The organism is Corynebacterium bouchesdurhonense, assembly GCF_900078305.2.
Classification (GTDB): Bacteria; Actinomycetota; Actinomycetes; order Mycobacteriales; family Mycobacteriaceae; genus Corynebacterium; species Corynebacterium bouchesdurhonense.
This window is the reverse complement of the sequence record NZ_LT546028.1, coordinates 627,754-641,673: the sequence shown is the minus strand read 5'-3', so window position 1 is coordinate 641,673 and position 13,920 is coordinate 627,754. Positions and strand designations below refer to the sequence as shown.

At 67.0% G+C, this 13,920-nt stretch carries 12 protein-coding genes, 4 tRNA genes and 1 pseudogene; 8 read left to right on the top strand and 9 right to left on the bottom strand.

Going from position 1 to position 13,920, the window contains the following annotated elements:
• Window positions 1–140: 140 nt before the first annotated feature.
• Window positions 141–216, bottom strand: a tRNA-Arg gene (locus BN4252_RS07695).
• Window positions 217–468: 252 nt separating this feature from the next.
• Here BN4252_RS07695 and BN4252_RS07690 point away from each other — a divergent pair.
• The gene (locus tag BN4252_RS07690) at window positions 469–2,721 is read left to right on the top strand and encodes a hypothetical protein (RefSeq protein WP_066528565.1); all 2,253 of its coding nucleotides are present in this window, start codon (window positions 469–471) and stop codon (window positions 2,719–2,721) included.
• A 42-nt stretch (window positions 2,722–2,763) separates the two neighbouring features.
• Here the strand turns inward: BN4252_RS07690 and BN4252_RS07685 are convergent.
• Together BN4252_RS07685 and BN4252_RS07680 are read right to left on the bottom strand one after the other, a co-directional pair.
• Window positions 2,764–2,836, bottom strand: a tRNA-Arg gene (locus BN4252_RS07685).
• Window position 2,837: 1 nt separating this feature from the next.
• Window positions 2,838–2,928: transfer RNA gene (locus BN4252_RS07680), tRNA-Ser, on the bottom strand.
• A gap of 258 nt (window positions 2,929–3,186) precedes the next feature.
• On the opposite strand from BN4252_RS07680, the gene BN4252_RS07675 reads away from it, so the two are divergent.
• Window positions 3,187–3,708, top strand: a complete 522-nt coding sequence (locus tag BN4252_RS07675; protein ID WP_096877787.1) for a hypothetical protein — start codon at window positions 3,187–3,189, stop codon at window positions 3,706–3,708.
• Between the two features lie 48 nt (window positions 3,709–3,756).
• Here BN4252_RS07675 and BN4252_RS07670 read toward each other — a convergent pair.
• A tRNA-Ser gene (locus BN4252_RS07670) sits at window positions 3,757–3,841 on the bottom strand.
• 177 nt (window positions 3,842–4,018) lie between these two features.
• Between BN4252_RS07670 and BN4252_RS07665 the strand changes: the two genes are divergently transcribed.
• Window positions 4,019–4,996 (top strand): NAD(P)H-quinone oxidoreductase, encoded by a 978-nt coding sequence (locus BN4252_RS07665; RefSeq protein WP_066528557.1) that lies wholly within the window; start codon window positions 4,019–4,021, stop codon window positions 4,994–4,996.
• On the opposite strand, the gene BN4252_RS07660 is transcribed toward BN4252_RS07665, so the two are convergent.
• Window positions 4,993–6,204 (bottom strand): aminotransferase class V-fold PLP-dependent enzyme, encoded by a 1,212-nt coding sequence (locus tag BN4252_RS07660; protein ID WP_066528550.1) that lies wholly within the window; start codon window positions 6,202–6,204, stop codon window positions 4,993–4,995. The two genes, BN4252_RS07665 and BN4252_RS07660, sit on opposite strands and share 4 nt — an antisense overlap.
• Window positions 6,205–6,399: 195 nt before the next feature.
• Here BN4252_RS07660 and wzm point away from each other — a divergent pair, with 195 nt between their 5' ends.
• Window positions 6,400–7,248 carry a galactan export ABC transporter permease subunit Wzm/RfbD gene (wzm, locus tag BN4252_RS07655; RefSeq protein ID WP_066529335.1) on the top strand — a complete coding sequence of 283 codons (849 nt, stop codon included), beginning with the start codon at window positions 6,400–6,402 and terminating at the stop codon, window positions 7,246–7,248.
• 20 nt (window positions 7,249–7,268) lie between these two features.
• Window positions 7,269–8,048, top strand: a pseudogene (wzt, locus tag BN4252_RS07650) (galactan export ABC transporter ATP-binding subunit Wzt/RfbE); the annotation flags it as partial.
• A gap of 292 nt (window positions 8,049–8,340) precedes the next feature.
• Here the strand turns inward: wzt and BN4252_RS07645 are convergent.
• Window positions 8,341–9,333: a hypothetical protein gene (locus BN4252_RS07645; protein WP_066528543.1), complete on the bottom strand. Its 993-nt coding sequence runs from the start codon at window positions 9,331–9,333 to the stop codon at window positions 8,341–8,343.
• A gap of 75 nt (window positions 9,334–9,408) precedes the next feature.
• On the opposite strand from BN4252_RS07645, the gene glfT1 reads away from it, so the two are divergent.
• On the top strand, window positions 9,409–10,314 hold the full coding sequence (glfT1, locus tag BN4252_RS07640; protein WP_066529328.1) for a galactofuranosyltransferase GlfT1: 906 nt from the start codon (window positions 9,409–9,411) through the stop codon (window positions 10,312–10,314).
• Here the strand turns inward: glfT1 and BN4252_RS07635 are convergent.
• Genes BN4252_RS07635 through BN4252_RS11110 form a run of 3 tightly spaced genes read right to left on the bottom strand, consistent with a single transcriptional unit; the run spans window position 10,256 to window position 12,143 of the window.
• A complete protein-coding gene (locus BN4252_RS07635) occupies window positions 10,256–10,780 on the bottom strand; it encodes a GtrA family protein (protein WP_066528541.1) in 525 nt (174 codons plus the stop codon). The genes glfT1 and BN4252_RS07635 overlap by 59 nt on opposite strands.
• An 11-nt stretch (window positions 10,781–10,791) precedes the next feature.
• Window positions 10,792–11,658, bottom strand: a complete 867-nt coding sequence (locus BN4252_RS07630) for a hypothetical protein (protein WP_066528533.1) — start codon at window positions 11,656–11,658, stop codon at window positions 10,792–10,794.
• Between the two features lie 14 nt (window positions 11,659–11,672).
• Window positions 11,673–12,143 (bottom strand): hypothetical protein, encoded by a 471-nt coding sequence (locus BN4252_RS11110; protein WP_066528528.1) that lies wholly within the window; start codon window positions 12,141–12,143, stop codon window positions 11,673–11,675.
• Between the two features lie 56 nt (window positions 12,144–12,199).
• On the opposite strand from BN4252_RS11110, the gene BN4252_RS07625 reads away from it, so the two are divergent.
• The gene (locus BN4252_RS07625) at window positions 12,200–12,409 is read left to right on the top strand and encodes a hypothetical protein (protein ID WP_066528524.1); all 210 of its coding nucleotides are present in this window, start codon (window positions 12,200–12,202) and stop codon (window positions 12,407–12,409) included.
• Between the two features lie 77 nt (window positions 12,410–12,486).
• The gene (locus BN4252_RS07620) at window positions 12,487–13,902 is read left to right on the top strand and encodes an FAD-binding oxidoreductase (RefSeq protein ID WP_066528520.1); all 1,416 of its coding nucleotides are present in this window, start codon (window positions 12,487–12,489) and stop codon (window positions 13,900–13,902) included.
• The last annotated feature ends 18 nt before the right edge of the window (window positions 13,903–13,920 follow it).

Genomic DNA, 13,920 nt, shown 5'->3' with positions numbered 1-13,920 from the left:
GCGCGCACGGCGCGACCCACATAGCCACCCAACAACATAGCCGTCACACTGCGACTTCTCAACGCTTACGCCAAGGGAACTCTCACGCCACTCCCCCGTACCCGGAGACGCGAAAACCCCCGCTGAACGGGGGTTTTGTTTGGTGCGCCCGGAGGGATTCGAACCCCCAACCTTCTGATCCGTAGTCAGATGCTCTATCCGTTGAGCTACGGGCGCTTGCAACGAGAAGTGAGACTACACCGAACGGAGGGTTCCACCAAAACCGCAGGTTGCATGCTTTTCGACGCCCCCTTCCCACCTTTCCCCGGGGGCACCCGCCACATCCCGCGCCCCCAAATTTCGCGTTCCTTCCGCGTTCCGCTGTAAAAAACCCAGAAGGTTTTGCGATACTACCCATGGTTTTCAACGACTCCGCCCCGGCGCGAGTCCGCCGCCCCCCCCCGCCCCTGGTTTTCTGAAGGAGCCCCCGTGGCAAAACCCATCCGCTCCCGCCGCATCTCCGTCGCGGCCGGCGCCCTGTCCCTCGCGCTGCTCACCCCGTCCGTAGTAGTGCCCGAGACTGCATCCGTATCCTTCCTCCCGGCCGCCGCTGCGCAGACGGTTGCTGACTTCAGCCAGCGCTACACAACCGGCAACTTCTGGAATGTTAACGAAGCGGCCGTCGACGGCCTGCAACTCGACCCGGGAACCAAGGTGGCGCCGACCACCAACACCATCTTCAACTGGAAGTTCCGCAACGACAACGGCACCCTGATGCTCATTCGCCCGCAGTCCAGCACCGCATTCAGGACCGGGGACGTGGACATTCGAGTGAAGGTCACCCCCCAGGGCGGCCAATCCTTCACCACTACCCTGAAGGTCAACGTGGTTGACGAGCAGCCGACGGACCCAACGCAGCCGGAGGCCGCACCGGCGGGCGTCGACAAGCAAAAGTTCGACGACCGCTACGACACCGCGAACTTCTGGAACAAGAAGGAAGCCGCTGTGGAGGGGCTCCAGCTCGACCCGCGCACGAAGGTGGAGCAGGACACGCTTATCAAGAACTGGAACTTCCGTAATGACGGCGGCGCGCTTGTGGCGATCCGCCCTGCCACCAGCATCGGATTCAACAAGGGCGACAAGGACATCGCCGTCAACGTCACCGAGTCGAACGGCGCGACCTACAAGGCAACCCTGAAGCTCAACATCATCGATGAGGCCCCAGATAACGCTGACCAGGGCAAGTTCGACCAGCGCTACAACACCGCAAACTTCTGGAACGAGAAGGAAGCAGTGGTGGAGGGCCTCCAGCTCGACCCGGGCACGAAGGTCGAGCCGACCACCGACACGATTTTCAACTGGAAGTTCCGCAACGACAACGGAACTCTCGTCCTGATCCGTCCGCAGTCTTCCACCGCGTTCGAGACCGGCGAGGTGGATATCCCGGTTAAGGTCACCGAGGCCAACGGCAACACCTACCGCCCGACACTCAAGGTCAACGTGGTGGATTCCCGCACCCCGCAGAAGTGGGAGGATGACCTTAACGAGACCTACGAGCTGGACTTTGAAAAGACGAACCAGCCGAAGACCATTGAGGGGCTCACGCTGCCCGAGGGCGTGACCCTTGAAAAGGCTGGCATCACGCCTCCTCCGGGCTGGAAGATTTCCTCTCAGAACGGCAAGGTTGTGGTGACCCCACCGAACAGCTTCTCCGCCGGCTACCTTGAACTGCCGATCAGGGTTAACGACGGCACCGACAAGTTCGATGCCAAGCTGCGCATCATGGCCAAGAACCCGAAGACGGAGCCGAAGGATGTGGCCGGCACCGCGGCGGGCATCCTGGGCACCCTCTTGGGCGGGATTCTGGGCGGCGGCACCGGCGGCCTCGGCGGGATCCTCGGCTCCATCGGCGGTCTGCTTGGCGGCGGCGGTGGCGGCGGCACGGGTGAGGGCGGCGGTGGCGCAGGCCGGCTGATCAACGTGGTGATCACCAACAACGCCATTGCTTCCAACAACGGCAACCCGAGCGTGGTCATCACCAACAACGCTAACCCGACCGTGAACGTCGAGATCAAGGACAACGGTTCCAACAACGGCTCTAACAACAGCGCGGTGGTCACCGGCAACGCCAACCCAGTCATCACCGGCAACGCCAACCCAACAGTTGAGATCAAGGACAACGGCTCGAACAACGGCAGCAACAACAGCGCCGTGGTCACCGGCAACGCGAACCCAGTCATCACCGGCAACGCCAACCCAACAGTTGAGATCAAAGACAACGGCTCGAACAACGGCAGCAACAACAGCGCCGTGGTCACCGGCAACGCGAACCCCGTGATCACCGGTAACGCGAACCCTGTGATCACGGACAACGCGAACTCCTCGCTCGGCTCCTCTAACGGTGGCGGCGGCATCACTAGCCCGCGCTGCATCGTGGCCCTTGCCGGCCTGGGCCTGCCGCTCGCGGCACTGGTACCGATTGCCCTGGCGCAACAGGTGCGAATCCCGGGCTTGGAGCAGCTCGCGGCGCAGGCGGCCGAGGTGTTCAACAACGCCGCGGCGCAGTTCAACGTGCAGCCCGAACAGATCACCGCAGTAGCGGGCGGCGCGGTCGGCGCGGTGATCGCGCTGCTCGCGGCGGTTGCCGTGGTGTCGTGCATCCCCGGTGGTGCTGCGCCGGCGGCCCCCGCCCAGCCGGTGGAGAAGGCCGCACCGGTGGTGGAGACGAACCGCCCCGCCTAGCCCTGGAACCGCGAAAACCCCAGCTCAGCTGGGGTTTTTCTGTGCGCCCGGAGGGATTCGAACCCCCAACCTTCTGATCCGTAGTCAGATGCTCTATCCGTTGAGCTACGGGCGCCTGGCGGAGACGACAGGATTTGAACCTGCGGCCCTCGTCAAGAGGGCAACTCCTTAGCAGGGAGCCCCATTCGGCCACTCTGGCACGTCTCCAGACCTCGCAACAGTCTAGTCCACGCGGGTGCACCAACCAAATGGGGCCTTCGGAAATAGGACAAGGGACAACCGAAGGCCGCGTAGTTCCGAGGATCTTCAAAAATCTGCGGAAGCAGGACCTAAAAGACCAGGTAGGTGAATTATCTTTTTATATTCATGGCCGCGGGAAGCGGCGCGACCGCCCGTGGCCCGCGGTTGGCCACCACCAGCGCATTGCCCCGCGTGCGCACCGAAAACGCCCGTATACTCGTGCCCATGAAACTCAACACCTGGCTCAACTCCGGCTTTTGCGCATGCGGGGACCACACCGACCCCTCCAATTGGCTCGTTTGGTTCCCCGCCGAGCTTGCTTCGCTTACCGACGGCCCCCTTGCCGGCGACAGCGAGTCCGTTCCCTTCTTCCTCACTCCAAAGACATCCGCCCTCCAGGCCGGCAACGGGGAGATCGTGCTGCTCGGCGTGCCCCTCGGGGACCTTGAGGGGTCCTCGTGGCGTTTCGATGACCGCTCCGGCGCGGGCAGCGACGTGCGCTCCGCCGAGCGCCTCGAGGACGTCGCCCCGCTGATGGGCGCAGACTTCGGCCACCGCACCGGCGGCAGCGCTGTCGCCCAGGTGCGCGGCACCTTCCCCATCGAGCGCGTGCGCGTGGTTGCCGGCCAGAACCGCCCGGCCACCAAGCGCGCCATGGGCATCCTCAGCGCGGTTGCCTCCGACTTCGACGGCGAGCGCCAGTTCCATACCATGCCGGAGCTCTTCCCGGAGACCGCCGGGGCATAAGCGCCCTAGAAGGGGGCGTCGACAAGCAAATGCTCCCCCAGAAAAGAGCGGAGACGAGGGGATTTGAACCCCTGGAGGGATTAACCTCGCCGGTTTTCAAGACCGGTGCATTCGGCCGCTCTGCCACGTCTCCACGTTGCCCTACAGCAACGGAATTACCTTACTACATGAGAAAACGGGCCCCGCCGATCGGCGAGGCCCGTGCGAAGGGCGGCGTCCAGGATGGAGATGCCCGGTCCTGTGCGAGTAATTTCTCTCGCAGCCGCAGGACGACCGCGGGTTGACGTCAATATCGCTACGCTGAACAGGCATGAAAGCCATCACGCTGACTGATCCTGACAACCCGCGCTCCCTCGCGCTCACCGACGCCCCCATGCCGCAGCTCAAGGACGGCGAGGTGCTCGTGCGCGTCGCCGCGGCCGGGGTGAACCGCGGCGACCTAGTGCAGGCGGCCGGCAAGTACCCGCCGCCGAAGGGCGAGTCCGAGATCATCGGCCTGGAGTGCGCCGGCGTGATCGAGGACCCGGGCACCACTGGCCGGGCGAAGGGCGAGGAGGTGGGCTGCCTGCTGGCCGGCGGTGGGTACGCCGAGTACGTGGCCGTGCCGGAGGGCCAGCTTCTGCCCAAGCCGGACAACCTCAGCCTGGCGGAGCTGGCCGGGGTGGTCGAGGTGGCGTGCACGGTGTGGTCCAACCTGGGCATGCTCGCGGGCGTTGCGGAGCCGCACGCGGACGGCACCGCCAAAAAGGTGCTCATCCACGGGGGCGCGGGCGGCATCGGCTCCTTTGCCATCCAGCTGTGCAAGGCCCTCGGCTGCGAGGTGGCCACCACCGCAGGCAGCGCTGAGAAGCTCGAGTACTGCCGCGAGCTGGGCGCGGACATCACCATCAACTACCGCGAGCAGGACTTCGCCGAGGAGCTGCGCGGCTGGGCGGACGTGATCCTGGACATGGTGGGCGGGCCCTACCTCGAGCCCAACGTGAAGGCCCTGGCCACGGACGGGCAGATCGTGGTGATTGCGCTGCAGGGCGGCGCGAAAGGCGAGATCAGCCTGGGCCGGATGATGCCGCGCCGCCAATCGCTGCACGCCACCACGCTGCGCGCCCGCCCTCGCACTATGAAGGCGGACATCGTGCGCTCCACCGTGGAACACGTGTGGCCGCTCATCGAGGCCGGCCTGATCCGCCCCAACATCTCGGCCACGTTCCCGCTCGCCGAGGCCGCCCGCGCGCACGACCACCTCGACTCCGGCGCCAGCACCGGCAAAATCGTGCTCGAGGTGCGCTAGGCCAGGCTCGCCACGGTGCGCGTCAGCTGCACCACATCGGCCTGCGTGTTGAAGGGCCCCAGGCCCACGGTGACGGCGCCGCCCATCTCGCCCACTCCCATTTCAAGGAGCAGTGTGCTTAACGACGCCTCCGTTGCCACCACCCCATTCGCAACCAAGCGCTGCGACACGGTCGAGGACGGCACCCCGTTCACACCGAACGTCAGGCGGGGGATGCGGTCCAGGCTGGCGTGCTCCGCGGCCTCCCCGGACACGCCCACCACGTGCACCACCGGCAGGGTGCCCAGGAAGGTGTAGAGGTCCTCGCGCAGGTGGTCCATGTACTCGGCGGCCTCGCCCATGGATTTGACCAGGCGCTCCCGGCGCGAGCGGCAGCCCGCCCCGGCACCCGCCAGGGACGCGTAGTGCTCCACCGTGGCGGACACGCCGCCCGCCAGCCCCGGCGACACCGCCAGCTGCAGCACGTCGCGGTCGATGCGGCGGAACATGGTGTCGTCCCGGAACACCAGGGCCGCTATCTGCGGCCCGCCGAGCTCGGCCACGTCCAGGGCGATGATGTCCGCCCCGAAGCCCTCGAAGGACAGGGGGCGGTAGGGGGCGAAAGAGGATGCGTCGACAAGCACCCAAGCCCTGGAACGCTCCCGCACACGGTCCGCGATCTCGCGGACCGCAACCACCGTGCCCAGCTCCGGGTGCGCCGCCGGCACCGCAATGAGGCGGGTGGAGCCGTCCACCAACTCCGCGTACTGCCACGCCGGCAGCTCGCCGGTGGCCAAGTCCGCCTGCGCCCAGCGCAGCTCCGCGTCCACGCGGGTGAGAATCCGGTTCAGGCTCGGGCGCTCCACGTTGTTGAGCACCACCGAGGTGTGGCGGCGAAACAGCGGGCGCATCGCCGTGACCAACGCCATGTACAACGCCGGCAGGTCCGGGCCGAGAACCACGCGCTCCGGCGAGACGCCAACCAGGTCCGCCACGGCCGAGCGCGCGTCCGCCAAGTACGCGTCCCCCTCCGGGCGGCCCGCCTGCTGGCGGTAGTGGCTGCCACGCACCGGCTCCGGCTGCGGCACCGTGGACGCCAGACGGAAGGAACGCGCCACCGCCGAAGAGACCCGCTCCGGGACCTGCGGGGCGTCGTGCGCGTTGAGGTACGTCCAGCCGTCCGACAGCGACGTGTAGAGGCCGCGGACCTCAGCTACGTCATACGCCACGCCGCCTGCCCTCCTCACATGGTCTCTCCGGCCTACGGGTTACTTATTATGCACGGCCACCTTTGCGGCTGCATACCCCCTGCTCGTCCCCTTGCCAGCCGCCGCGTGCGGGTGTGCGGGCGGGTGCGTGTGGGTGCGGGCGCTAGGGTGAACACCGTGCAGGACAGAGATCAGCTGCGGGCCGACGCCGCCCGCATGACCAGCTCGCCCGTCTCCGAGACCCCGCCATCCAACTCCAAGACGTGGAGCATGGCGATGCGGGACCTCGCCCGCGGGTGGGGCCAGCACGAGCTGTGGCTCCAGCTCGGCTGGCAGGACATCAAGCAGCGCTACCGGCGCTCCACCCTCGGCCCGCTGTGGATCACCATCGCCACCGGCGTGATGTCCCTGGCGCTCGGGCTGCTCTACTCCATGCTGTTCCAGATCGACGTGGCCGAGTTCCTGCCCCACGTCACCGTCGGCTTCATCGTCTGGGGCTTCATCTCCGGGTGCATCAAGGACGGCGCCAACGTCTTCATTGAGAACGAGGGCCTGATCAAGCAGCTGCCCTCGGCCCTATCCGTGCACGTGTACCGCCTGGTCTGGCGCCAGCTCTTGTTCCTCGCCCACAACATGGTGATCTGGCTGATCCTGGTCATCATCTTCCGCATCCCGCTTTCCTGGCACACGCTCCTCGCCGTCCCCGGCCTGCTGCTGCTCGTGCTCAACGGGGTGTGGGTGACCATGCTCTTCGGCATCATCGCCACCCGGTACCGGGACGTCGCGCCCCTGCTCGAGGCCCTGGTGCAGCTGCTGTTTTACGTCACCCCCATTGTGTGGACAACCCAAACGCTGAAGGAGCAGGGGGGAGACGTCGCCAAGCGAGCTCTGCTTGCAGAGATCAACCCCCTCTACCACTACCTCGAGATTGTCCGCGCGCCCCTGATCAACCAGCCCGTGGCCGGCTACCACTGGCTGATCGTGCTCGCCTGCACCGCCGTGGGCACCCTGATCGCGCTGTTTGCCATGAAGCGGATGCGGTTCCGCGTACCGTACTGGGTCTAAGAGACGCTGAGGAGACACCCATGGTTTCTATTGACACCTACAACGCCTGCGTGGACTTCCCCATCTTCGACGCGAAGTCCCGCTCGCTGAAGAAGGCGGTGATGTCCAGCGCCGGCGGCAGGATCGGCAAAAACGCCTCCAACACCGTGGTGGTCGAGGCGCTGCGCGACATCAACCTGCACCTGCGCGAAGGCGACCGCGTGGGGCTCGTCGGCCACAACGGCGCCGGCAAGTCCACCCTGCTGCGCCTGCTCAGCGGCATCTACGAGCCAACCCGCGGCTCGGCGGAGGTGCGAGGTCGCGTGGCCCCGGTGTTCGACCTCGGCGTGGGCATGGACCCGGAAATCTCGGGCTACGAGAACATCATCATCCGCGGCCTCTTCCTCGGCCAGACGCGCAAGCAGATGAAGGCCAAAATGGATGAGATCGCGGAGTTCTCCGAGCTCGGCGACTACCTCTCCATGCCGCTGCGCACCTACTCCACCGGTATGAGGGTGCGCCTCGCACTCGGGGTAGTCACGTCCATCGAGCCGGAGATTTTGCTTCTCGACGAAGGCATCGGCGCCGTCGACGCCGCCTTCATGGCCAAAGCCCGCGTCCGCCTCGCCGAGATGGTGGAGCGCTCCGGCATTTTGGTTTTCGCCTCCCACTCCAACGACTTCCTGGCCCAGCTGTGCAACACCGCGCTGTGGGTGGACAAGGGCGAGATCCGCGAGGCCGGGCTGGTCGCCGACGTGGTAGAGGCCTACGAGGGCCCCGAGGCCGGGCAGTACGTGGCCGAGCTGGTGGACCGGTTCCACGGCGGGGGCGCCGTCTCTTTTACACATCTGACGCCGCCCCCGCCGTCTCTTTTCTCTCTTCCGGCGGCGGCCTCGCCCCACCAATTAACGACCACCACAACTCCTGACATCATAGACGAACTATCTTGTGGGCCGGGGCGTAGCGGCTGGCGGGGGCGTAGCGGCTGGCGGAGGCGTCGACAAGCAAAAGCCCCCGGCCCACAAGATAGTTCAGAGCGGCATGAACTATCTGACAAAAACCGCGTGAAACTGTTCATTTCCCCAGGTCGCGCGGGGAGGGCGGTAAGAAAGTTCACTCCGTGGCCGGCGAGCCGTGAACTTTCTTGCTCAGCAGCTCCCGCACCAGCGCCAACCCCTCAACCATGGTGCCGGAGGAGCACCGCACCAGCGTCCACCCGTGTGCCGCCGCCTTCAGGTTGATGAACGCATCCTTCTGCCGCTGCTCGTACCCCCAGTGGTGCTCGCCGTCGTACATGACCGCGACCCGCCGCTCCGGGATTGCCAGATCAAAAACGGTGATCAGTCTGCCGTTCTCAACCATATCCACCTGCTCGCACACGGAGCACCCGAACTCGCGGGCCAGTTGCTGGAGCAAAAGCCGCATCTCAGTTTCCTTGGGCGAATCCGCGCGACAACTGCTGTTTACCAGCACCGATTCAAGCCAGCGCCGATTCAGTTTGCCGCGGGCGGCATCCAGGATCTGCTCCGGCGTCAGCCCGAGGAACCGGCGAGCGCAATCCACCAGCTGCACCGCCATCACTTGCTCTGGCGAGAGGCCGGGAACGTCCACCGCCTTCCACCGGTGGGCGCCGCTTCTGATGTCCTGGAGTGCTTGCACCAGGGCGGCTGGTGGGGCAGCGGCGTTGAAGGTGCAGCCCCGGTGCTCGAGCTGCCACACCTGCAGCGGGGCGCGGGAACGGCGCCGCAGGCTGGGCGTGGTGCTGTCACCGTGGCTGTTGACGGCGTTCGCGTGCAACAGCGTGGTGTCGGCGCCGTCCACGAAGTAGCCGAGACCGTACAGCGCAAGCGCGCCGAACCCGCTCACCACGCAGCCCGGATGCTCGGCGGCGTGCGCTGCGGCCCGGGCAGCGGCGGGTGCGGGGTAGGCCACGCCGCGGGGATGCTGCTTGGCGTCGTGGGCCACCACCCATTCCTCGCGGCACTCCTCCGCAGCCAGGTAGTGGCGCGCGCTTATCTGCGTGTACGACACCCCGACGCGCCTCTGGGAGTGGTGCAGAATCAGCTCCGCGAGCTCTACGCGCATGCCGTCGAAAAGATTCACCATGCCCACTTAGACTGCGCCGGAGCCACGCAGGTTCCATCCGGCGGCCCGGTAGCGCACCATGACACAATGTTCACCATGACTGCCACACTGCACCGCACGGGGACAACGGCCGCCGTGATTGTCACGCACAAGCGCGTCGAGCTGCTGAAACACTCGCTGGAGCAGGTTGTGCACCAGACGCACCCGGTGGATTGGGTGATTGTGGTGGACAACGGCGCGCAGCCCGAGGTACGCGACCTCCTCACCCAGCTGGCCGGGGAAAGGGCCGTGTACCTGCCCAGCCGCACGAACCTGGGCGGCGCGGGCGGTTTCGCGTACGGGTTCCTGCACGCCCTCGCACTGGGCGCGGACGCGATCTGGTGCGCGGACGATGACGGCCGCCCCGCCGCCCACGACACCCTGGAAACCCTCTACGCGGCCGCGGAGGCCCACCGCCTCCACGAGGTCAGCCCGGTGGTGGCCAACATCGATGACCCGGCCAAGCTCGCCTTCCCGCTGCGCCAGGGCCTGACGTGGAAGCGCACCACGGCGGAGCTTGAGGGCGATTTCCTGCCGCGCTACGCCTCGCTGTTCAACGGCGCGCTGATCAGCGCCGAGGCGATGGAGATCATCGGCGTGCCGGATTACCGGCTGTTTATTCGGGGGGATGAGGTTGAGTACCACCGTCGATTAGCACAAAGCTCCCTTAAGTACGGCACGGCGCTGAACGCCACTTACCTGCACCCGGACGGCAGCGCGGAGTTCCACCCGATCATGGGCGGCCGGGCGCATGCGCAGTGGCCGGACAACCCCACCAAGCGCTACTTCACCTACCGCAACCGCGGCTACATCATCAACCAGCGCGGCATGCGCAAGATGAAGCTGCAGGAGGTGGTGCGGTTCGGCTGGTTCTTCCTGGTTGAGCAGCGCGACCCGGCCGCCTTTACTCGCTGGTTGCGCTTACTGCGGATGGGGGCACGGGAGGATTTCCGTCGCCCATAGGGGGCTTTTGCTTGACGACGGTCGGCTCAGCCGACGCAATCATCTTCGTCTCCCGGCGGAAAATCACATGCCTCTGGAGCACGAAGTTGGTCACCGTGGCCACGCCCTGGGCGATGACGAAGGAGACCAGGTCCCGCCAGAATTCGTGGAAGCCGAGGGCCTCGAGGGGGCGCGCCGCCCAGTCATAAATCAAAAGCTGTGCCGCCAGCGTGGAGGCGTAGAGGATGAACACCGCGCCGGCCTTCTTCGCGTTGACCTCGGCGCGGAACGCGAAGCGGGAGTTGAGCAGGTAGGCCGCGAGCGTGCCCACGCACCAGCCGACGGCCTTGGCGGGGATGCGCCCCAGCGGTGTGAGCTTGGTCAATGCGTAGGTGACGCCGAAGTCGAGGACGGCGCAGCCGATGCCGATGATGATGAAGGGCACCAGCTGTTTCTTCAGGGCGGAACCGTGTGCTGTCGAACTCACGCCGGGTGAGTCTACCCGCGCAGCAGGTCGCGGTAGAGATCCAGGCGACGCGCCAGCGGCAGGTCCGCCGCCAGCACGGCCAGTTCCACCAGGGAGGCGGCGCACAGGGAGCGGATCTCTTCGGCGTCCAGGTCGCCCCAGCCCAAAGACCGCATGATGGATTCGGTGAGGCGGCGGGTGGTGGGGTCGTCGGCGAAGCAGGCGTCCGCGAGCACGCAGGCCCAAAACGCGTCGCGGCTGCGCGGGTCGCGCTCCAGCGGGAGGTCGGCGAGCCGCGCGCGGACGCCCTCGCCCGCGGTATCCCCTGCACCGCGCTCAACCCCGCGCTCCACCCCCAGCGCCTGGATCAACGGCAGAAAGTCATGGGAGGCAGCGCGGCCGACCACGTCGCGCACGTCCCCGCGCAGCAGCAGCTCGAGCTGCTTCGCGCGCTCGGCGCCCAGCAGCCGGGCGTTGACGGCGGCGATGTCGAAGGGCCGCTCGCCGAACTCGCCAGACCCCGCCACGCACACGGACGGCGGGGTGGACTCGTCGCGCGGGTACACGTCCGCCAGCTGCATCTCGATGCGCCACAAGCCCCACCGGAAGCTGGTGGTGGCGCCGGCGGCTGAGAGGACGTCGCTAAGCACAAGCTCCGGATCGGCCTCGGCCCCCACCTGGCCGTCGATACCGAAGACCGTGGCCACCGTGCCGCAGCACTCGGCGATGGTGGTGCCCTCGTGGATGCCCACCCAGCGGTACACCGCGTCGTCGGACACGACGGAGCAGCGCACCATCAGCGTGTCGCCCGCGGCCTCGCCGCCCCGCCTCCCGGCGCGCGCCGCGTCGAGGCTGATCACGGGGGCGAGGTGCTCCGCGCGGTAAATGGTGCTGGACATGGGGCCCAATATAGCTACGCGGCGCGTTGCTTCGCCGCCACGTAGGCGGCCGCGCCGACGAGCCCGAGGAGGGCATTCGGCTTGGGCACGCCCCGTTCACCCAGCCAATCAGCCACCCCCGACACCGCCCGCGACGCGGCAGCCCCGGCCGTCACCGCCCCCGCCGCCAGGCCGCCGAGCACACCCCACGACACGGCCAGCGACTCCTGCTCGCCCTGCTCCGCCTCCACCACGGCCGTCAGGTCATTGCGCGGGTCCTCGTCAAAGGCGTTGCACACCGCCACCGCCGCCAGGTTCGCCGCGCCCAGCGCCAGCCGCGCCGGTGCAGAGCGGGCCGCGAGGATGGCGAAGATGAACCCCGCCTGCACCAGCTGGCCGCCGAGCGTGTTGTCCAGCGCGTTGTAGTCGATACGCGCCTCGTCGACGGCGTCTTGGATGGTCCCTGCGTTTTGCCCTGCGTTTTGCCCTGCGTTTTGCGTGGTCATGCCGGCCGATGGTACCCGGCCTGGGCGGGCGGGGCCCACCGGCTAGGGTTGAGCGCATGCACGCCGACCAGCCTCACCGCGCCGACCAGCCGGCCCCTCTCGACCACTTCATGCAGCAGCTGATGTCCCAGGAGCTGCCCATGCTGGACTCCGCCTCCCGCGCCCGGGTGGCGCAGCTGCTTCGCGAGCACCAGGAGGCCGGCCGGCCCACCATCACCTCGCAGGCGGAGCTGCCAGAGGAAATCCGCGCGCTGATGGAGCTGTAGCGCCCAGCCGCTGTAGCGCTAAAAGTCACACTTTTGGCTCCAGGCCACAGGCCGGCGCGCCGGTACGCTTGGGAGCCATGGAACTCCACACCGAACTGAAATCCCTCCACGGGTGGGGGCGCACCGCGAAGAGCACGGCGCACGTCCTCTCCACCCCGGACGTGGACGTGATCAAGGCGGCCGTCGCCCGGGTCGCGGACGAGAACTCGGAGCTGCCGGAGCACGCCCGCCGCGGCGTCATCGCCCGCGGCATGGGTCGCTCCTACGGCGACCCGGCCCAGAACGGCGGCGGCCTCGTGATCGACATGACGCCGCTAAACCGCATCCACTCCATCGACCCGGATTCCGGCATCGTCGACGTTGACGCGGGCGTGACCCTGGACCAGCTGATGAAGGCCGCGCTGCCCTACGGCCTGTGGGTCCCCGTCCTGCCGGGCACCCGCCAGGTCACCATCGGCGGCGCGATCGGCCCCGACATCCACGGCAAGAACCACCACTCCGCAGGCTCGTTCGGCGACCATGTCCTGTCGATGGAGCTTTTGCTTGCCGACGGCACCGTTTCCCACCTCGAGCCCCAAGGCTCCGCCGACGACCCAGACGGGACCCTGTTCTGGGCCACCGTGGGCGGCATGGGCCTGACCGGCATCATCCTGCGCGCCCGCATCCAGATGACGTTCACGGAGACGGCCTACTTTATTTCCGACACGGTGCGCACCAGCACCCTCGACGAGACGATCGAGGAGCACTCCCACGGCCAGGAGGAGGGCTACACCTACTCCTCCGCGTGGTTCGACGCCATCTCCGCGCCCCCTAAGACGGGCCGCTCCACCATCTCGCGCGGCTCCCTGGCCACCCTTGACCAGCTGAAGGAGTACGCGCCGAAGCTGGCCAAGGACCCGCTGAAGTTCAAGGCCCCGCAGCTGATGACGGTGCCGGACGTCTTCCCGTCCTGGACCATGAACAAGCTCTCGCTGATGGCCATCGGCGAGGCCTACTACCTCATGGGCTCCCCCAGCAAGAACGACATCAAGAACCTGACGCAGTTCTACCAGCCGCTGGACCTCATCGGCGAGTGGAACCGCGGCTACGGTTCCGCCGGCTTCCTGCAGTACCAGTTCGTGGTGCCCACCGACGCGGTCGAGCCGTTCAAGGACATCATTTACGAGATCCAGGCCTCCGGGCACTACACCGCCCTCAACGTGTTCAAGCTCTTCGGCGAGGGAAACCGCGCGCCGCTGTCCTACCCGATGAAGGGCTGGAACGTGTGCGTGGACTTCCCCATCCGCGACGGCCTGGGCGAGTTCCTGGACCGCCTGGATGACCAGGTGATGGAGTTCGGCGGCCGCCTCTACCTGGCCAAGGAGTCCCGCACCTCCGCCGAGAAGTTCCACGCCATGTACCCGGGCATGGCCGGCTGGCTGGAAACCCGCCGCGCCGTGGACCCCACAGGCGTGTTCGCCTCCGACATGTCCCGCCGCCTCGAGCTGAACTAGCCCAGAAAGGAACTTGAA